Annotated in this window: 20 protein-coding genes; 4 read left to right on the top strand and 16 right to left on the bottom strand. The window is 62.7% G+C overall.

The window, feature by feature from the left end:
- Nucleotides 1–33: 33 nt before the first annotated feature.
- From VVD49_RS05140 to VVD49_RS05125, 4 genes are all read right to left on the bottom strand, one after another.
- Entirely contained in the window at nucleotides 34–3210 is a 3177-nt protein-coding gene (locus VVD49_RS05140) for a CusA/CzcA family heavy metal efflux RND transporter (RefSeq protein ID WP_327598061.1), read from the bottom strand.
- A gap of 12 nt (nucleotides 3211–3222) precedes the next feature.
- Entirely contained in the window at nucleotides 3223–4743 is a 1521-nt protein-coding gene (locus tag VVD49_RS05135; RefSeq protein ID WP_327598060.1) for an efflux RND transporter periplasmic adaptor subunit, read from the bottom strand.
- Between the two features lies 1 nt (nucleotide 4744).
- On the bottom strand, nucleotides 4745–6121 hold the full coding sequence (locus VVD49_RS05130; protein ID WP_327598059.1) for a TolC family protein: 1377 nt from the start codon (nucleotides 6119–6121) through the stop codon (nucleotides 4745–4747).
- Nucleotides 6122–6235: 114 nt separating this feature from the next.
- Nucleotides 6236–6673 (bottom strand): hypothetical protein, encoded by a 438-nt coding sequence (locus VVD49_RS05125; RefSeq protein WP_327598058.1) that lies wholly within the window; start codon nucleotides 6671–6673, stop codon nucleotides 6236–6238.
- A 234-nt stretch (nucleotides 6674–6907) separates the two neighbouring features.
- On the opposite strand from VVD49_RS05125, the gene VVD49_RS05120 reads away from it, so the two are divergent.
- Nucleotides 6908–7489, top strand: a complete 582-nt coding sequence (locus tag VVD49_RS05120) for a lectin-like protein (protein WP_327598057.1) — start codon at nucleotides 6908–6910, stop codon at nucleotides 7487–7489.
- A gap of 96 nt (nucleotides 7490–7585) precedes the next feature.
- Here the strand turns inward: VVD49_RS05120 and VVD49_RS05115 are convergent, their stop codons facing one another.
- Nucleotides 7586–7864 carry an ROK family protein gene (locus tag VVD49_RS05115; RefSeq protein ID WP_327598056.1) on the bottom strand — a complete coding sequence of 93 codons (279 nt, stop codon included), beginning with the start codon at nucleotides 7862–7864 and terminating at the stop codon, nucleotides 7586–7588.
- Between VVD49_RS05115 and VVD49_RS05110 the strand changes: the two genes are divergently transcribed.
- A complete protein-coding gene (locus VVD49_RS05110) occupies nucleotides 7859–8050 on the top strand; it encodes a hypothetical protein (RefSeq protein ID WP_327598055.1) in 192 nt (63 codons plus the stop codon). The genes VVD49_RS05115 and VVD49_RS05110 overlap by 6 nt on opposite strands.
- Before the next feature lie 70 nt (nucleotides 8051–8120).
- Here the strand turns inward: VVD49_RS05110 and VVD49_RS05105 are convergent, their stop codons facing one another.
- From VVD49_RS05105 to VVD49_RS05070, 8 genes are all read right to left on the bottom strand, one after another.
- Nucleotides 8121–8519: a tautomerase family protein gene (locus VVD49_RS05105; RefSeq protein ID WP_327598054.1), complete on the bottom strand. Its 399-nt coding sequence runs from the start codon at nucleotides 8517–8519 to the stop codon at nucleotides 8121–8123.
- Nucleotides 8520–8703: 184 nt separating this feature from the next.
- Nucleotides 8704–9120: a MarR family winged helix-turn-helix transcriptional regulator gene (locus VVD49_RS05100; RefSeq protein WP_327598053.1), complete on the bottom strand. Its 417-nt coding sequence runs from the start codon at nucleotides 9118–9120 to the stop codon at nucleotides 8704–8706.
- Nucleotides 9121–9507: 387 nt separating this feature from the next.
- On the bottom strand, nucleotides 9508–9795 hold the full coding sequence (locus tag VVD49_RS05095; protein ID WP_327598052.1) for a DUF971 domain-containing protein: 288 nt from the start codon (nucleotides 9793–9795) through the stop codon (nucleotides 9508–9510).
- Nucleotides 9792–10760, bottom strand: coding sequence for a HEAT repeat domain-containing protein (locus tag VVD49_RS05090; RefSeq protein ID WP_327598051.1), 969 nt, complete (start codon nucleotides 10758–10760; stop codon nucleotides 9792–9794). The genes VVD49_RS05095 and VVD49_RS05090 overlap by 4 nt, the downstream gene beginning before the upstream one ends.
- A gap of 131 nt (nucleotides 10761–10891) precedes the next feature.
- The gene (locus VVD49_RS05085; RefSeq protein WP_327598050.1) at nucleotides 10892–11125 is read right to left on the bottom strand and encodes a 4Fe-4S dicluster domain-containing protein; all 234 of its coding nucleotides are present in this window, start codon (nucleotides 11123–11125) and stop codon (nucleotides 10892–10894) included.
- A 218-nt stretch (nucleotides 11126–11343) separates the two neighbouring features.
- Nucleotides 11344–13086, bottom strand: coding sequence for a fumarate reductase/succinate dehydrogenase flavoprotein subunit (locus VVD49_RS05080; protein WP_327598049.1), 1743 nt, complete (start codon nucleotides 13084–13086; stop codon nucleotides 11344–11346).
- Complete coding sequence (locus VVD49_RS05075) at nucleotides 13083–13910, bottom strand: GntR family transcriptional regulator (protein WP_327598048.1); 828 nt, start codon at nucleotides 13908–13910, stop codon at nucleotides 13083–13085. Before VVD49_RS05075 ends, VVD49_RS05080 begins: the two co-directional genes overlap by 4 nt.
- A 197-nt stretch (nucleotides 13911–14107) precedes the next feature.
- The gene (locus VVD49_RS05070; protein WP_327598047.1) at nucleotides 14108–14479 is read right to left on the bottom strand and encodes a YidH family protein; all 372 of its coding nucleotides are present in this window, start codon (nucleotides 14477–14479) and stop codon (nucleotides 14108–14110) included.
- Between the two features lie 160 nt (nucleotides 14480–14639).
- Between VVD49_RS05070 and VVD49_RS05065 the strand changes: the two genes are divergently transcribed.
- Both VVD49_RS05065 and VVD49_RS05060 read left to right on the top strand, forming a co-directional pair.
- Complete coding sequence (locus VVD49_RS05065; RefSeq protein WP_327598046.1) at nucleotides 14640–15863, top strand: DUF2252 domain-containing protein; 1224 nt, start codon at nucleotides 14640–14642, stop codon at nucleotides 15861–15863.
- On the top strand, nucleotides 15860–16573 hold the full coding sequence (locus VVD49_RS05060; protein WP_327598045.1) for a DUF1345 domain-containing protein: 714 nt from the start codon (nucleotides 15860–15862) through the stop codon (nucleotides 16571–16573). The genes VVD49_RS05065 and VVD49_RS05060 overlap by 4 nt, the downstream gene beginning before the upstream one ends.
- A 47-nt stretch (nucleotides 16574–16620) precedes the next feature.
- Here VVD49_RS05060 and VVD49_RS05055 read toward each other — a convergent pair whose 3' ends face one another.
- The 3 genes from VVD49_RS05055 to egtD form a co-directional block, all read right to left on the bottom strand.
- Nucleotides 16621–16995 (bottom strand): hypothetical protein, encoded by a 375-nt coding sequence (locus tag VVD49_RS05055; RefSeq protein WP_327598044.1) that lies wholly within the window; start codon nucleotides 16993–16995, stop codon nucleotides 16621–16623.
- A gap of 129 nt (nucleotides 16996–17124) precedes the next feature.
- Nucleotides 17125–17403: a DUF427 domain-containing protein gene (locus VVD49_RS05050; protein WP_327598043.1), complete on the bottom strand. Its 279-nt coding sequence runs from the start codon at nucleotides 17401–17403 to the stop codon at nucleotides 17125–17127.
- Nucleotides 17404–17466: 63 nt separating this feature from the next.
- Nucleotides 17467–18450, bottom strand: a complete 984-nt coding sequence (egtD, locus tag VVD49_RS05045) for an L-histidine N(alpha)-methyltransferase (RefSeq protein WP_327598042.1) — start codon at nucleotides 18448–18450, stop codon at nucleotides 17467–17469.

Genomic DNA, 18450 nt, shown 5'->3' with positions numbered 1-18450 from the left:
GTGGACCGCCGGGCAAGCAGCGGTCCGGTGGAATCAGACCTGGGAGTGAGCTGGAATGGCCGCGCTTGCCGGACTCTCCACCTCTTCCTCGCGACGATGAGCAAGTCGGTACAGCACGGGCAGCACCAACAGCGTGAGCAAGGTGGAAGACAGGATGCCGCCGATGACGACCGTCGCCAGCGGACGCTGCACTTCCGCGCCCGTACCTGTGGCAATGGCCATGGGAACGAAACCCAGGGATGCGACCAGCGCGGTCATCAGCACCGGGCGCAAGCGCGTCAGCGCGCCATCGAAGATGGCCTCATCGAGCGATCTGCCTTCTTCGCGCAGATTGCGGATGAATGACAGCATCACCAGCCCATTGAGCACTGCCACGCCACTGAGAGCGATGAAGCCGACCGCGGCAGAGATCGACAAGGGAATACCGCGAGCCCACAAGGCCACGACGCCGCCCGTCAATGCAAACGGAATGCCGGTAAAGACGATCAGGCCATCGCGGAAATTGCCGAACATGGCGAAGAGCAGCGCGAAGACAAGCAGCAAGGACACAGGTACGACAATCTGCAAACGCTTGGCTGCCGACTGCAGGTTCTCGAACTGCCCGCCCCAGGTAGTCCAGTAACCCGTCGGCACTTTCACCTGTTCGCGCAGGGCTTGCCCGGCTTCGCTGACAAAGGAGCCGAGATCGCGGCCACGCACATTGGCACTCACCACGATGCGCCGCTTGCCGTCCTCGCGACTGACCTGATTCGGTCCCGGCGCGAGTTCCAGTGTGGCGACTTCGCCGAGCGGGATGAAGCGAAGCTGGCCAACCGTTCCATCTGCTTTGGGCAATGCCACCGGCAGGCGCTTGAGTGCTTCCAGATCACTGCGCAAGGCTTCAGGCAAGCGCACAAGTACATCGAAGCGACGGTCGCCCTGGAAGATGGTGCCGGCCTCCTGACCACCGATGGCGGTGGCCACGACCTGCTGCACATCGGCGACATTGAGGCCATAGCGCGCCGTCTTGTCGCGGTCGATCCTGACCGTGAGCATCGGCAAGCCCGTGGTCTGCTCGACCTTCACGTCCTGCGCGCCAGCAACGCTGCCGAGCACGCCGGAGATGCGCGCGGCCGTAGCGTTGAGCACATCCATGTCGTCACCGAAGACCTTCACCGCCACGTCGCTGCGCACACCGGAGATCAGCTCGTTGAAGCGCATCTGGATCGGTTGTGTGAACTCATAGTTGTTTCCCGCCACCTTGGCGAGCGCCACCTGCATGGCCTCCACCAGTTCTTCCTTGCTGCGCCTTGCCTCAGGCCACTCGGACTGCGGCTTGAGCATCACGAAGTTGTCGGCCACATTCGGCGGCATCGGGTCGGTCGCAACCTCTGCCGTGCCGATCTTGGCGAACACGCGTTCAACCTCAGGGAAGCTCTTGATGGTGCGCTCGACCTCTGCCTGCATCGCCACCGACTGCGTCAGGCTCGTGCCCGGAATGCGCATTGCATGCAGGGCAATATCGCCCTCGTTGAGGCTCGGGATGAACTCACTGCCCATGCGCATCGTGAGCAAGCCTGACAGCACGACCGTGACGAGGGCAGCGGTGATCACTACCGGCATATTGGCCATGACGCGCGTCAGCACCGGTGCGTAGATGCGCTTGGCCGCCAGCATGAGGCGGTTCTCCTTCTCTGCGACCTTGTTGCCGATGAACAGGGCGACTGCCGCGGGGATGAAGGTTACCGACAGGATCATGGCGCCAAGCAAGGCGATGACGACCGTGAACGCCATCGGGTGGAACATCTTTCCTTCCACGCCGGTGAGCGCAAAGATCGGCAGGTACACGATCATGATGATGAGCTGACCGAACAGCAGCGGCCTGCGCGCTTCCCTCGAGGCTGCAAACACTTCGTGGAAACGCTCGCTGAGCGTGAGCGCCCGGCCATGATGAGCCTGGGCGTGTGACAAGCGTCGCACGCAGTTCTCGACGATCACGACTGCGCCGTCGATGATGATGCCGAAGTCGAGAGCGCCGAGACTCATGAGATTGGCGCTGACCTTCTGCGACACCATGCCGCTGAAGGTGAACAGCATCGACAGCGGAATCACCAGCGCAGTGATGAGTGCCGCGCGGATGTTGCCGAGGAACAGGAAGAGGATGGCGATGACCAGCACCGCACCCTCGAACAGATTCTTCTTCACCGTGTTGATGGCCTTGTCGACCAGTACCGTGCGGTCATACACGGTCACGGCTTGCACGCCAGCGGGCAGGCTACGATTGATATCGAGCATCTTGGCGTCGACGGCGCGCGACACCGTGCGGCTGTTTTCGCCGAGCAGCATGAAGACCGTGCCGAGCACCACCTCACGACCATCCTCGGTGGCTGCACCCGTGCGCAGCTCGCGCCCCAATCCGACTTCGGCGACATCGCGAATGCGTACCGGCACGCCATCGGCACTGCCGAGCACGACGTTGCGGATGTCCTCCTCGTTGCCGAGCTGCCCCGGCGCGCGAATCAGGTATTGCTCGCCGCGCTTCTCGATATAGCCCGCGCCAACGTTTGCGTTGTTGCGCTCCAGCGCCGTCACGATGTCCTGCAGCGTCAGGCCGTAGGAGACGAGCCGTTGCGGGTTGGGTGCTACCTGGAACTCCTTGGCATGCCCGCCAATGGTGTTGATCTCGGTGACGCCGGGAACATTGCGCAGCTGCGGCTTGATGATCCAGTCCTGGATCTCGCGCAGATCGGTTGGTGTGTAAGCCGTGCCGTCCGGCTTGAGCGCACCTTCCTTCGCTTCGACCGTCCACATGTAGATCTCGCCGAGCCCGGTGGAGATCGGGCCCATGGTCGGCGTCATGCCGGCGGGTAGTTTTTCGCGTGCCTCCTGGATGCGTTCGTTGACCAGTTGGCGGGCAAAATAGATGTCCGTGCCGTCCTCGAAGATGACAGTCACTTGCGACAGGCCATAGCGCGACAGCGAGCGCGTCTGCTGCAAGCGTGGCAAGCCGGCCATGACGGTTTCGATGGGATAGGTCACGCGCTGCTCGGCTTCGAGCGGTGAATAACCGGCGGCTTCGGTGTTGATCTGCACCTGCACATTGGTGATGTCGGGCACGGCATCGATGGGCAGGCGCTGGTAGTTGTAGACGCCAAGCGCGGCCATGCCGAGCACGGCCAGAATCACAAACCATCGTTGCTCGATGGCGAAGCGGATGATGCGTTCAAACATTTGTCATCCCTCTCAGTGTTCGTGTGCGGCGGATGACTTGCCGAGTTCGGCTTTCACCACGAAGCTGCCTGCAGCCGCGTAACGCGTGCCGGCCTTGAGGCCCTTGAGTACTTCGACGCGCTGGCCGTCGCTGCGGCCAAGCTCGACCGGCTGTGCCACGAAGCCGGCATTGGTACGCACGAACACGGTGGGTTTGTCGCCAATAGTCTGGATCGCATCGCTCGCGATGCTCACCGCCACCGGCGTTTCGCTGGAGGTGAGTTCGACATTCACGAAGAGGCCAGGCCGCCACGCGCCCTGCGGATTCGGCAGGGTCACGCGCGCGGTCGCGGTGCGTGTCTGCTCACCAATCAGCGCGCCGACGTAGGACACTTTGCCGCTGGCCTGTGACTCGAACGCCGTCGCGCGAATCGTGACCTTGTCGCCCACGCGCACGAGGTTCATATCCTTGGCGGGCACACTCATTTCGGCCCAGACGTTTGAAAGGTCGGAAAGCGTGAAGAGCTGCGCATCCTCCTTGACGGATTCGCCGAGGGTGACGTGCTTCTCGACCACCATGCCGTCGAAGGGAGCGCGCAATTCGAAGCGGCTCAGTTGATTGCCTGACAGTCCGCCGACACCCAGCGCCGCAAGTTTCTGTTGGGCGTTGGCGTTCGCAATCTCCGCTTCACGCAACACCTGCTCTGCTTGCAGATAGTCCTGCTGCGGGGTGATCTTCTCTTCCCACAGCTTCTTCTCTCGCTCGAAAGTCGTCTTCGCCAGCGCCAGGCGCTTCTGCGTTGCCAGTTGCTCGCTGCGCAGCTCCGAGACTGAAGTGCTGGTGATCACCGCCAGCAATTGCCCCTTCTTCAACTGCTGACCAAGGTCGGCATGCACGCTTTCCACGACGCCCTGCACGCGCGGTACGACGTGCGCGGTGCGATCCTGGTTGAAGCGGATCTCGCCCGGAAGCTGCAGCGTGTTGCGGATGCTCGCGGCAGCGGCGCTATCCACCGTGATGTTCGCCGCCTTGATCTGCGCCTCGCTCATGGCGACTTCACCTTCATCCTTCGTGAAGCTGAACAGGTAAGGCTCTTTCGGTGTCTGCGCTTCGATGGCGGCTTCAAAGGCATGCGGTTCGGCAATCCTCTGCACGCTGCGCAAACTGTCTTTGTCAGCAGCGAAGCTGATGTTTTCCTTGTCGCCATTGGCCCGCGTCAGCGTGACGGCCAGCGTGGCTGCCGATGCTGGTAGCGCCGTGTCCTTGTCGAAGAGCCAGACGCGCAGACGCGCCTCACCACCTTCTTCGGCGAGTTTCACTTCAAGACCGAAGTCACCGTCCTTGAACAACTCCCCGCCATGGGGCCCCTTGGCTTCAGCCTCGACGTGCTCGCCCTCTGCATGCCCATGCTCGTCAGCATGGCCGTGTCCATCGCCACCACTCTTGCTCGGCGCAACGCCAAGGATGAGTGCGGCGCCAATGGCGGCAATCGCCAGCAGAGCGAAGATCATGGCCCATTGGCGTTTGTTTATGTCATGCGTATTGATTTTCATGTCATGGCTTCCTGTCAGGCGTCTGGCCCGCGATTGACGATGTGTTCGTGATGGTTTCGGCGTCTGTTTCGTCGCCGAGCAGGCGCGCGATATCGCCTGCTGCCTTGTGCGCTTCTATCCATGCGCGCAAGCGTTGGGTCTTCAGTTGAAACAGGCTGCGCTGTGCATCGAGGACGTCGAGGAAACCGAACTTGCCCAGCTCGTAACCGCGGGTTGCGGCATCGAGCGCGCTCTGCGCACCGGGCAGGCTTTCATTCGTCAGGCTGTCGGCTTCGAGGCGGCTGAGCAGCAGGCGATCTCGCGCTTGCATCAGCTCGGCGCTCACGCTGGCGCGCGTCACCGCCAGTTCGTCCAGAGCCTGCTCGCGACGAGCGAGGGCCTCGCGCAGGTTGCCGCGATTACTGTCGAACAATGGCAAAGGGATGCTGACGCCGAGGACGGCCTGGTTACGCCCGACCTCTGCATCGCGCTTGACGCCGACACTCACGTTCAGATCGGGGTAGCGTCGGCTCTGCTCGACCTGTGTGAGGGCTTGTCGACGCGTCGCTTCATTGTTGGCCACTGCGAGTGCGGGTGCGTTGTCGAGACGACTCAGCAGGGCTTCGCGAGTTGGCACCAGCGGAAGCTCATCGAAGCGTCCCTCGACGCGTGTGAAGTCCGCCTGTGCGATGCCCCACAGGGCTGCCAGTCGATCACGCGCAGCGCCAAGCGCAGCCTCGGCCTGGGCACGGGCGAGCCTGGCTCCGCTCTCTTCGAGTCGCGCACGTGTTGCTTCCTGCGGTGAGGCGCTGCCTGCCTGCACACGTCGGGCAGCGGCCTGCGTCGCGCGCTGCGCCAAGGCCAGACTTTCGTCGCCCTGATGCAGGCTCTCCTGGGCTGCCAATATCTCGCGGAAGCCGGCCTGCACCTGCGCGCGAAGCTCGGCGCGACGCACGGATAACTGCGCGCTTGCGACGTCACGGCCACGTTCCGCAGCACTGATGCGTGCGGCACGTTTGCCACCCAGTTCGAGTGGCTGGCTGAGGATCACCGTGTTGGTACGCGAGGCCTTGCGCGTGTCCTCCATTTCGTAAGACAGCTCGGGGTTCGGTCGTGCCCCGCCCTGGTCGACAGCACCATTGGCTGCTTCCACTTCTCGCCCTGCTGCGCGCAGCCAGGGGCTATGCGCGAGTGCGCGCTGCATGGCTTCACGCTCTGTAAGTGCTGCGCCTCGAACTACGGATGGCGAAACCGCGGACGGTTTGAGCGACAGGTCCAGCGGCACGTTGGCGACGACCAGTCGATCAGTCGGGTGCTCGGCAAATGCCGGACGAAGGCATACGGAAACAGCGGCGGTACCCAATAGGCACGCCAGAACATTGCGCTGAAAAAGGCGCATGGAATTACTCCTGCTCGGTTTGAATCAGACACGCGCCACTCACGCGCCTGAATCAACGGAATCAGGCGCTATGGGTCAGCAGCGAAGGGACACGAGGTGCGCAGGCTTGCCTGATCAGGCGAGCGCTGGCTGGGAGCCTGGCCACTTGGGCCGTTCTGGACGGGCATTGGAACGCGCGGGCGGGGAGCCTTTGCGGATGACGGCATACACGGCAGGTGAAGCCGTCGTTTGAAGCGTGAAGGAGGTCAACATGAAGCAGCAATGACCGAAATGGCAGGCACCGCATTCGCCGCTCGCCTGCGACTTGTCGGTGCCATCCTGATCGGCAGGTGCGTGCTGATGCTGGTCCGTGTGATGACCGAAGTGTTGCTGTGAGCCGGCATCCGCCTCGTGTCCACAGAATGCACCTGCTACCGCCCAGATGGATTCCAGCGGTAACAACAGCACAAAGAGGATCAGCAACAGGCGTTTCATCGTGGCCGAGTCTATCGGAAAGGTTTGCGCGGCATCAAGGCACGAACTCTCAATGAGTGCGTCGGCGGTGTAGTGCACGACGCTGTCCCAGGCTGAGTGATCGGCAGGGAGTTGTCGGCATGCAGGCTGGTGCGGGCATGGATGGCGGGGCCGGCACAAAGGCCTTCCAGCGGTCGGCCGTGTCGACGATGCTTACAGTCCCGCGCTGGGGGCAATTGGCAATTTCACAATGAGGGTTTGATCTCGTTCAGCTTTTTCAATTGGCGTGATTTTTGCGTTGCGAGCGGTGGAATATTCCACTTTGGAGACGCTATGCGAATCACGACCTGTTGGGCCCTGTTGGGTAGCTTGCTGTTTGCCGGTGCTGCCAGTGCAATACCCATTCAATGGACTGCCGCAAGCGGCGGCAATGATCATTGGTATGAAGCGGTTTCAGCGAACAGCATCAACTGGACCGATTCAAAAGCCGCAGCTGAAGCGGCAGGTGGTTATCTGGCGACCGTTACGTCGGCTGCCGAGAACGCCTTTATCGCTGGACTCGTGCCGGACTATGGCGCTGACGCAGAGCGTCCTTACTGGTTGGGCGCTTTCCAGCCCCCCGGCTCCGCAGCCAATGTCGGCTGGCAATGGGTCACGGGAGAGGCCTGGAGCTACACGAATTGGGCACCAGGCGAACCCACCAACACCAATGAAAACGCTTTGGCATTCGCGTACTTTGCTACCGGCGACGCCTGGAACAATGCTCCGACCGGCCACACCGGCTACGGCGCCTTCGCCGGCTATGTGGTCGAGTATGTGCGGGAGGATCGCACGGATGTACCGGAACCTGCGTCGCTGGCATTGGTCGCCCTCGGCCTGGCGGGATTGGGATGGAGCCGGCACAAGCGCGTATGAAACATCTTCGCTGCGTCCCTCGCAGCTAGCGAAAAAAGTGGCCGCTTCCGGCCACTTTTTTGTGCGCGCGGTTGGTATTCCTGCCATGAAGCTGTGTCACGCAACATCTCCCGGCAGCCGTTGTGCCAGCCTCGCCGCCCCGCATAGACCAGCAGCATCGTCAAGCGTTGGGGCAACGAGATAACGATCTATGGATTCAAGAATGGCTGACGACGCGATGTAGCCGTTCAGGCTCTCCCGCCCCGCCTCACGCAGCCGCACAAAGAACACGGCTTCCCCCAATGCACCTGCTTTGCGCACGCTGCCGCCGAGGATGATGCATTGTGGTGAGAGGGTCAGGATGATGTTGGCGAGTGCGGTGGCGGTGTAGTGCACGACGCTGTCCCAGGCGGGGCGTTGTTCGGCGTGCTGGTCGGCAACCCGTATGGTGATGGCAATGTTGATTGGCTGATCAATACCAGCGCACTCACTGCCGGCCAGAACTACTCCTTCGGCATTCAGGCCGCCGTGCCGGAGCTGGGCATGCTGGGCATCACCACGCGTCGTCGCCTCAAGGCCTGATCGCACGCGACCATGCGCTGGAACAGATCGGGCCTGCGGGCCCGATTTTCTTTTCGCGTGGCCATGTGTCTCAGCGCGCGGGGTGCTGGTAGCGCGACTCCTGCGTGCGGCCACCATAGCCATACGCCGCAGCGCGTACATCCTGAACGTAGATGTAGCTCTCCTCGTGCAGCTCGCCGAGTATCTGGCGGAAGCCGTCGAAGGCTTCGCGGATGTAGCGCGCCTTCTCGTCCTTGGTGTTGGTCTCGTCGGTGATCTTGATGTCGAAGTAGAAGCTCGCCAGCCTGTGTTCGGCGAGTGATCTGCCGGCGATGATCCAGTCCTCCGGATCGACGTAGTCGATGGCGATGGCCGTGACTTTCGGGTCCTTGCGCAGGATGCGGGTAGTGAGATCGATGAGCAGGGCAGCGACGCGCTGCGTGGTCTCGCGGGATCTGGAGGCGCCAAGTTTTACGTTGAGGATGGGCATGGTGGTTTTTCTTTCGGCTTTGAGTCATATGGTTAGCGATGCAACTATATGGGCACATAGGAGGCGCCAACTTATCCCGGGCGCCTGGCGGGTTCGAATATCACATCAAGTCATCATCCCGACGGAGGCCGGGATCCAGATGGCTCTAGCGCCACTGGATTCCCGCGTCCGCGGGACTGACGTATTAGCCGAGCGAGCTACGTATCTCCTTCAGTTGCCCCACGACCCCGGCGAACACATCGGTGCCAAGCTGTTTCTTTAACCGCTTCGTCACGGCACCGCTCGCTTCGTTAAGTCCGGTCTCGATGGCACGTGCGGCCCTGGTCGGGTGGATCTCCCATTCGCGGCCGTCGTTGGCGGAACTGCGGCGCTCGATCAATGCTTTCTCCTGCAGGCCATCGAGCAGGCGCGTGGCGGTTGGCCGCGCGATGGTCATCATGTCGGCCAGCTCGCGTTGCAACAGGCCTGGCTGGTTGAGCACGGTGCGCAGCAGGAAGGCCTGCGGCGGTGTGAGCTCGAAGGGCTTGAAGGCGGCGGTCCATTCGCGCTCCAGCAGGCGGGCGAGCGAGGTGGTGTTGAAGTAGAGGCATTGATCAAACATGAATCCACTTTAGTTGCTATTGATTAGTTATGCAACTAATAATCGTGTCGGGTGTAGGTCGGAAAAGCGGAGCGCCTTCCGACATCCGGCGCGCAGAACTGGCATGAGGGTTGTTGAGCCCAATATGTGTCGGAAGGCGCTCCGCTTTTCCGACCTACAGGTTGTCGCGGGCAAGACGACGAACTGTAGGAGCGGGCCCTGCCCGCAACAACGCAAGGTACGTCGTGGCACAGGCCTGCTTGAACCCGTGGTGTCGCGAGCATGGCCCGCTCCTGCATTCTGAGCGTAGGGCGGAACGCGAAGCGGCTCCGCCGGGTTTGCGCCAAAAACGTATGCTGCGTGGGGCCGCCTCACGGCGGCTGGCGGAACCTCTGGAGGAGTTCCGCCCTACGCCATCACGAGTTCGACGAGATACGGAAAGGGGTAGATGCCACGTGTGTGGCCGTCGGAGAAGTGCAGATTGAGCGCATGGCCGCCTACGGGCGCGATTGCATTCAGCACGACTTCCGCCGCGTCGATGTTGCCGCCACGGCGTTGCAGGGCAGTGCATTCGGCGCAGCGGCAGGCGGCGCGCAAGCGTGCGTAGCTGAGTTCGCCCTGCGTGCCGTCGTCGAGGTCGAGGCCGAGGATGCCTTTGGCATCGTCGGTGCGGATGGAGAGTATCTGTGCGCTCATGCGTTCTGTGCTGCGACGAGTCGGCCGAGCGCGATACGCGAGAGCTTGCGCACATCGGGGTCGGGGTCGTTGGCCGCAACTTCGAGCGCGGGTACGGCACGCGCATCGCCGAGTTCGCCAAGCGCCACGGCGGCTTCCTTGCGCAGGTTGCTGACGGTGTGCGCGAGGGCGTCGACGAGTACATGCAGTGCATCGAGGGCTTTCATCTTGCCGAGCGCACGCGCACTGGCGACACGCACCTGCCAGTAGTCGTCGTTCATCGCTTCGGCGAGCTTGCCGGCAGCGCTGACGAGCTTGAGCTTGCCGAGGGTGTGGGCGGCTTCCTCACGCACCAGCCAGGCGCTGTCCTGGAGCGCAGCTTCGAGGGCAGGCACGACTTCCTGCACATTGGCTTGTTCGGCGAAACCGAGTGCGCCAACGGCGACCTTGCGCACATCGGCTTCGGCGTCTTGCGTGGCGATGCGGGTGAGCGTCGGCAGTGCAGTAGCTTTGCGCAGGTAAGCGAGCACGCCGACGGCCTCGCGGCGGACTGATGCGTCTGCTGACGTACTGGCGCTGAGGGCGGGCTCGTAGGCGGCGTCTACCTTGAGCGCGCGCAAGGCACGTAATGCGGCGGCCTGCACGCTGGCTTCGGTGTCGTTGGCCATGCCGAGCAGCAGATGGCCCCAGCGCGGCTCCTTGAGTTCGGCGAGCGTCTTGGCGACGGCTTCACGCACGGCGCTGTCCGTGTCCTTGAGCATGGGCACGAGGGCCGAGACGACTTCCTCCTCCTCAACGCCTTCGAGGGCGTGGGCAGCTTCGGCGCGCACGCTGGCGGCTTCGTCTGCGAGGGCTGCGGTAAGGAGTTCGATGTAATCGTCGTCGTCGCTGTAGGGCAGGTCGAGGACAGCGACGCGACGGACTTCGGCGTCGGGGTCGGCGAGGCGGGCGCGCAGGGAGTTGGCTTCGGTAAAGGGATTGGTCATGTTGTTCTCACTTTGATTCTTCAGTTCGTCATTCAGAGGACACGCGCGCAAGCAAGGCGCTCTGTTTGCCGTTCCCTCTCCCTCAGGGAGAAGGAACGGCTGCATGTCGCTGGCTTGCGATCACCGGTCTCTCATCTCAACAAATACGGAATGCTGACTTTCACCGCATCCGTCGGGCAGTCCGTCTCGCAAGGCATGCAGTACCAGCATTCGTCGTATTTCATGAAGGCCTTGCCTTTGAGCATGTCGATGGCGAGGACGTCGAGCGGGCATACGTCTACGCAGACGGTGCAACCTTTATGTGCGATGCATTTCTCTTCGTCGATGACGACGGGGACGCTGGAAAGTGTGGCGGCTAGTGGCATGGTTTGTTCTCTATCGGATTCGGGGATGCTGGTTCAGTAAGGCACTTGCGTTGCAGTTCCCTCTCCCAGGCGTGGGAGAGGGTGCCTCGACAGAGGCGGGTGAGGGCAAAGCTACGTTCGTTGACATCCACCGTTACCCTCACCCGGCCCTGACGGGCCACCCTCTCCCGCAAGCGGTAGAGGGGACTGCAACGTGCCGGTGGTTGCTCGGTAGCAGCTCACGCCGCAACCGGCTCACGCTTCACGCGCAGCCTTTCGTAGGCAGTCTTCTCGCTGTCATCCAGTTCGACGACGTAAGGTTCGATCTCGCGCTTGAGATGTTCCATCTCGCCGTTCGCGCCTTTCTTCAGATGGCAGTGCACGAACCATTCAGCGTCGTTCTTCTGCGGATAGTCGACGCGGTAGTGATACAGGCCCCAGCGGCTTTCCTTGCGGAACAACGAGGCGCGCGCAGCCATCTCGGCGCAGTCGGCGATGTGGTAGACCTCCATGGCGCGCAGCAGCTCGTGCGGGTTGTTGGCCTGCATGTATTCCAGATCGGCACGCACTTGCTGGATGCGCTCGAGGCCAATCTCCATCTTGCGTGTGACCTTCGGCGGCTGCAGGTAGTCGTTCACCAGGCGACGCAGCTTGTATTCGACCTGTGCGGGCGGCAGGCCGTCCTTGCGATCCAGCGGTGCGCGCACGCGGGCGTATTCAGCGTCGATCTGCGCTTGCGGGATGACCGGCGCGGCGCCATCCGGGTAGGTCTCTGCAATGTAGTCCGCCGAGTTCTCGCCGCAGAACCAGCCGTAGGTGAATGCTCCCAGCATGTAGTTGTGCGGCACGGCCGCCATGTCACCCGCCGAGTACAAACCCTTCACCGAAGTCTCGCCCTTCTCGTTCACCCACACGCCGGAGGCGCTGTGGCCTGAGCAGAAGCCGATCTCGGAGATATGCATCTCGACCATCTTCTCGCGGTAGTCCGTGCCGCGCCCTTCATGGAAGCGGCCGCGACTCGGGCGTTCGTTGGTGTGCAGGATGTTCTCGATCGTCGCGATCGTCTCTTCGGCGAGGTGGTTCATCTTGAGGAAGACGGGGCCGTTGCCGCTGGAAAGTTCGTTGTAGAACTCCATCATCATCTGGCCCGACCAGTAGTCGCACTCGATAAAGCGTTCGCCCTTGTTGTTGGCGGTATAGCCGCCGAACGGGCCGGTGACGTAGGCGCAGGACGGGCCGTTGTAGTCCTTGATCAGCGGGTTGATCTGGAAGCACTCGAGGTTGGCCAGCTCGGCGCCAGCGTGATACGCCATGGCGTAGCCGTCGCCCGCATTGGTCGGGTTTTCGTAAGTGCCGAACAGGTAGCCGGATGTCGGCAGGCCGAGGCGGCCGGCAGCGCCGCAGGAAAGAATCACGGCCTTGGCGCGGATTACGACAAAGTCGCCGCTGCGGCAATCGAAGCCCATTACGCCGGCCGCCGCGCCGTTCTCGTCGAGCAGTACGCGCGTGGCGATGACGCGGTTGGTGACCTCGACGCGCTTCTGCTTGAGCTGGCGGTAAAGCACCTTCTTCATGTGGTGACCTTCCGGCATCGGCAGCACGTAGGTGCCGATGTGGTGCACCTTGCGCATGGCATAGTCGCCAGTCTCGTCCTTCTCGAACTTCACGCCCCAGCGATCCAGCTCCTGGATGACGCGGTAGCTGTTCTGCGCATACGCATACACCGTCGCCTGGTTCACCACGCCATCGTTGGCGGTGGTGATTTCCTTGACGTATTGCTCGGGCGTAGCGAAGCCGGGTACGACGGCGTTGTTGAGGCCGTCCATGCCCATGGAGATGGCGCCGCTGCGCTTGACGTTGGCCTTCTCCAGCAGCATCACCTTGAGCCGCGGGTTGCGCTCCTTGGCTTTCACCGCGGCCATCGGCCCGGCCGTGCCGCCGCCAACTACCAGCACGTCAACTTCGTGTTCGATCGTATTCATTCAACATCTCCGGGGAAATTGTGTTCTTGTGTATTGCGCTCTGCATCTCTGTTGACTCGCAAGCGGTACTGGAAGGCATCCGCGCGGTAATGGAGGTATTCGTAGTCGATGGGCTGGCCGTCGGCGCCGTACGTCAGGCGCTCCATGCGCAAGATGGGCGCGCCCTCCGCAACCTGTAGCAGGCCGGCCAGCGTGTCGTCGGCGAGCATGGCGCCGATCTCCAGTTCGGCACGGCCGAGCGCAATGCCGAGTTCGTTCTCCAGCAGCGCGAAGATGTCGCGGTTGGCAAGGTCGGCCGCGCACAGGCGTTTGCCAATGGCATGCGGGAAGTAGCTGATGTCGAGCGAGATCGGCTCGCGATTGAGGAAGCGCACACGGCGGATCTCGATGACCTGCGTGCCGATAGGCAGCTGCAGGTGGTGCGCGACCTTGTCGTCGGCCGCCAGCTCACGTTGCGACACGACGCGATTGAAGGTCTCGAAGCCGCGCTTGCCCATGGCCTCGGCAAAGCCCTCGAGCTGTGCCAGCTCCTGCGAAGTCTTCGGCTTGGAAACATAAGTGCCCTTGCCGTGCACCTTGAACAGCAAGCCCTCGCGCTGCAGATCGCCGAGCGCCTGGCGCACGGTGATACGGCTCACGCCGAATAGCGCGATCAGCTCGTTCTCGGAAGGCAAGCGCTCGTGCGGCGTGTAGCGACCGTCGAGGATGCGCGCGCGCAGCTCGTTGCGGATCTGCGCATACATCGGCTGCGGCGACAGACGCGTGACGCCCAGCTCCGGCGTGGCTGGCGTGGTATCAAGATAGGGTGTGGCAGAGAGCGACATGGCAGCTTGGCTTGACTCGTGACGACTTGTCATGACGAGTCATTGCAAAGCCTGTGCCATTTGCCCGGATCGGCCGGAAACCCTTGCCAGCTATGGCTATGCGCGCATCGGGCCGATGCTGCCCAGCTTTTCAAGTGCTGATTTCAAAGCACTTGTGTTGCCTTGGTGTACAGATCTGTACACTTGATTCGGGTCGATCAGGCGGACAACACGAACCAGATCGCCATTGCCACCGCGCTCGCGGCAAGCAGCATGTTGATCATCGGGCCGGCCCAGACGAGTTGCCCGCGCGGGATCTCGGCGGCGCTGAGTTCGCGCAGGAAGCGGCGGAATTGCCAGGTGGAGATGAGGGCGACAGCCGCGCCGATGAGCAGGAACAGCACGCCGAAGAACAGCGAGACGTGAGCATGGCCGGCCGGCAGTTGTGCGCCGCCGGACTGGATGCGGATGAACAGGCCGAAGCGCTCGACCACGAAACCGAGGCCGATGAGGGCGATCGCAGTGCGCTGCCAGGCCAGCAAGGTGCGCTCGGCCGCGAAGAACACACGTGGGTCGTCGAGATAGGACATGCGGAATCACCTCGCTGCAGGGCTGGCCGAAGCGAGCACTGTACGCCGAAGCCTGCATGGCGACCCGCGCCCCGTCTTGCAGTTCGGGATCGCCGCCACCCGCCGCAGCGCGAATGCAGGGAGAATGGGGCAAAGCAACGGGACCGGCCGGGGAGCATCGATGAAACAGCGCGGGGAAGACGTCGTCAGCGCCATCTTGAATTACAACGCCGGGCGCGACCCGGAGCGGCTGGCGATGAAGTTCGCCGCGCTACGCAGGGACGCGCATGGCTTCCTGCGCGGCACCTGCCATCGCTACATGGACTGCCTGCCCGGTCACGCGCTGCTCGACAGCGCGCCACTCGCATGGAGCTGCGGCGACATGCACCTGGAGAATTTCGGCAGCTACGTCGGCGACAACGGGTTGGCGTACTTCGACATCAACGATTTCGACGAAGCCGCGCTGGCGCCGCTGGTGCACGACCCGCTGCGCCTGCTGAGCAATCTATTCGTGCTTGTCGATGCGTTGTCGCTGAGCCCTGCCGACGCGGAAGACATGGCGCAGCACTTCATCGCTACCTACGCCGACACCCTCGCCAGCGGCAAGGCGCGCTGGGTCGAGCGCGACACGGCGCAAGGGCTGGTGCGCGATCTGCTCGATGATCTGCGCACGCGCACCGTCGCGAAGATGCTCGACAGCCGCACCGAGCGGAGAGCAGGTCGGCGGCGCATCCGCTGCGACGGCATCAAGGCCCTGCCCGCCTCGAAGGCGCAGCAGGTTGCCGTCAGCGGCTTGCTGGCCAGCTTCGCCGCCAGCCAGCAGGACCCGGCGTTCTACAAGCCCGTCGACATCGCACGACGCATCAGCGGCAATGCCAGCCTCGGGCTTGAGCGCTACATCATCGTGGTTCGAGGCTCGGGCTCACCCGGCAGCAATGCCCTGCTCGACCTCAAGCTGGCAACCCCTTCCGTGCTGGCTACAGCGCTAGGCAATACACAGCCCGCATGGAGCAATGAAGCTGCACGGGTGGTGGCCCTGCAGGGCGCCATGCAGGCCATGCCGGTCGCCTTCCTCCATGCGCTGCGCGCCGGCAAGAGCCGTGAGCCCTCCTTCGTGCTGCGCGCCCTGCAGCCGGGTCAGGATCGTGTCGAGCTGGAACGTTGCCGTGGCAAACCGAAGCGCCTCGGCAGACTACTTGCGACGATGGCACAGACTGTGGCCTGGGCACAGCTGCGCAGTTGCGGTCGTCAAGGCGCGGCGAGCACGGATGCGCTCATCGCCTTCGCACAGCAGAAGCCGTGGCGCAAACAACTGCTGGCGCTGGCGCGACAATGCGCAGCGCAGGTCGAGACGGACTGGCAGGCCTATGCAAAGGCCTTCGACAAGGGAGCAGTGAAGGCATGACAAAGGAATCACCCGCGCAGGTCGCATCACCCGCACAGCCAAAGCGCTGCCCTGGCTTCCTGACCCAGCAGGCGCATCTGCATCCACGACTGATCGCTTCGGTGCTGGTGGGCGTGGTGATCGCCTGGCTGATACCGCGCAGCGTCGTGAACGAAACCATCACGCGCGTGTTGCTCGGCTGGAACGTGAGCGCCTGGCTGTACCTCGTGCTCGCCGCCATCATGATGCTGCGCTCCACGCACGAGAGCATGCGCGCCCGCGCCGAGTGCGAAGACGAAGGCAAGGTGCTGCTGCTCATCCTCGTCATCATCACGGCCATTGCAAGCCTCGTTGCCATCGTCGTCGCCCTGCTGGCGGCGAAGGACTTGTCGGGTGGCGACAAGGCCGCGCACCTCACGCTGGTGGCCTGCACCATCGTCGCCTCATGGGCTTTCACCCACACCATGTTCGCGCTGCATTACGCGCACGACTTCTACGTGGCACTGGCCAACGAGCGCGATGGGGGACTGGTTTTTCCGGGCACGAAACACCCCGACTACAGCGACTTCCTCTACTTCGCCGCCGTCATCGGCACGTCCGGGCAGACCGCCGATGTGTCCTTCAGCTCGCAACGCATGCGCCGCATCGGCGCGCTGCATTGCGTACTGGCGTTTTTCTTCAACACCTCGGTGCTGGCGCTGACGATCAATATTGCGGCGAGCATGTTGTGAGGGCCGGTAATTTCATTGGCGCCTCGAGGTCCGATACTTCAAGGCGCTTACCAGTTGCCATCGACAAGGCCGAACACTCCTGCGACACACAGGTATGTGATGGCTGAGGCAAAAAGAATCCCGACGAGCAACAGCACCCATCGCCATCGTAGCCAGGCTTCTCGCATGGAAGATTGCTGAACTACGATGTCCGGCAGATATGCGGCGCAATAAACAACGTTTGCGAGAACCGCCAGGATAAAGATCACAAGCAGGAAGTCAGTGTGCAGCGCCCGCTTCGACACGGGCCAACCTGCTGCAAAGGCACCTGCAACGACGAGAAGCAACACGCTGTTGTAGATGAGACGGCGAGGCTCCCAATAGCAAAGAGCGTTTCCCAGTACTTCGCGCATTGGGGGAGATTGTGGTTCGGTCGTATTCATTTGGTGTGAAGTTGTCGGAGCTCGTGACATCGAGTACAGAAGTGTGGGCTGTCACTGCATTCGGCCTGACCTAGATGTCGTTGGCGAACGACTTGGTGGGTTGTCGCTTCGCTCCGAACCCACCCTACCTTACATCACCTCCACACCCTTCCAGAACGCCACGCGACCCTTGATCTGTTCGGCTGCTTCCGAGGGCTCGGGGTAGTACCAGCAGGCGTCGGCGTTTTCGACGCCGTCCACGACGAGGGTGTAGTAGCTCGCCGTGCCCTTCCAGGGGCAATGGCTGTGCTTGTCGCTGGTCCTGACGAAGGCGCGCTTGAGCGCTGACTCGGGAAAGTAGTAGTTGCCTTCAATCGTTACGAGGTCGTCACTTTCGGCAATGGTGACGCCGTTCCAGATTGCTTTCATGTTGCATCCTTTTCAGTCAGCCCGGTCAGCTGTTCTCATCCGCAATTCATATTGGCCGAGGCGTCATGCAGGCGCTTCGAGCCAGTGCATACAGAACCAGCGCTGCGCGTCGAACCATGAAGCGCGCGCACGGAAGCCGACTTCGGCGGCAAGCGCCTGGAAGCCTTCCACGGTGAACTTGTAGGAGTTCTCGGTATGGATGGCGTCACCCGCAGCAAAGTCAAAGCGTTCATCGGCAATGCGCACCTGCTGTGCGCAGCGGCTGACGAGGTGCATCTCGATGCGTTGCTGCTGCGGATTGTAGAAAGCGTAGTGCGCAAAGTCGTTGACCCTGAAACCGGCGTCCAGTTCGCGATTGGCGCGCACCAGCAGGTTGCGGTTGAACGCGGCCGTCACGCCGGCCGCGTCGTTATAGGCAGCGTGCAGGGTGAGCGGGTCTTTGACGAGATCGGTGCCGATGAGCAGGCCGCCACCGCGTAGCTGGCCCGCCAGCAGGCGCAGGAAGCGGCGCGCCTCGGCGGGATCGAAATTGCCGATGCTGGAGCCAGGGAAAAAGCCGACACGCCGGCCATGGCCCGGCAAGCGCGGCGGCAGGGCCACCGGACGCGTGAAGTCAGCGACGACGGGGCGCACATCCAGCGCCGGGTAATCCGCGCGCAATACCGCCGCCGAGGCGTGCAGGTGTTCGCCGGAAATGTCGATCGGCACGAAGCGCTGCGGTCGTTCGAGTGCGTCGAGCAGCAGGCGTACCTTGCGGCTGGCGCCAGCGCCGTATTCGATGATTTCCGCGTTTGCGCCGATCAACCCGGCCATGTCGGCAGCATGTTCTTGCAGGATGGCCAGCTCGGTGCGCGTCGGGTAGTACTCGGGCAGTTCGCAGATCTGGTCAAACAGTGCGGAACCGGTCGCATCGTAGAAGAACTTGGGCGAGACCTGGCGCGGCCGCGCACGCAGGCCGGCAGCAAGCTCCTGCGCGAACTCGCTCGGATCATCGTCGGCGACGAGCGATGGAAACATCGGCACTGCATTGCTGGCCACACTGATCAT

Source organism: Uliginosibacterium silvisoli, from assembly GCF_036017035.1.
GTDB classification, from domain to species: Bacteria; Pseudomonadota; Gammaproteobacteria; order Burkholderiales; family Rhodocyclaceae; genus Viridibacterium; species Viridibacterium silvisoli.
This window is presented reverse-complemented; position numbering and strand designations above follow the sequence as displayed.